Genomic DNA, 254 nt, shown 5'->3' with positions numbered 1-254 from the left:
GGCTCTTCAGAGTTGAGTGTGGGTGGAGGCGTCTAGGCCTCCTGCGATGAGGAGCATTCGGAGTTGGTAGTTGGTGGGGTTGCGGTAGCCTCTGGCGGTGCGTCTGCCTAGTTCGATGATTCCGTTGATGGCTTCGGTTGGGCCGTTGCTGGCTCCGGCTGTGTCGAAGTAGGCCAAGAAGGCGTCCTTCCACTTGCGTAGGGTCCGGCCTAGGCGAGCGATTTCGGGGATGGGACACGTTGGTAGGCGCTCGA

At 61.0% G+C, this 254-nt stretch carries 1 protein-coding gene; it reads right to left on the bottom strand.

Features of this window, described 5'->3' with window-relative positions:
* Window positions 1-6: 6 nt before the first annotated feature.
* A partial coding sequence (locus QP415_RS12260) for a transposase (protein ID WP_285100257.1) occupies window positions 7-254 on the bottom strand: 248 nt, incomplete at its 5' end.

It is taken from the genome of Pauljensenia sp. UMB3104 (assembly GCF_030217285.1).
In the GTDB taxonomy this organism is placed as follows: domain Bacteria; phylum Actinomycetota; class Actinomycetes; order Actinomycetales; family Actinomycetaceae; genus Pauljensenia.
The sequence above is the reverse complement of the archived record's forward strand: the minus strand, read 5'-3'. Positions and strand labels throughout refer to the sequence as shown.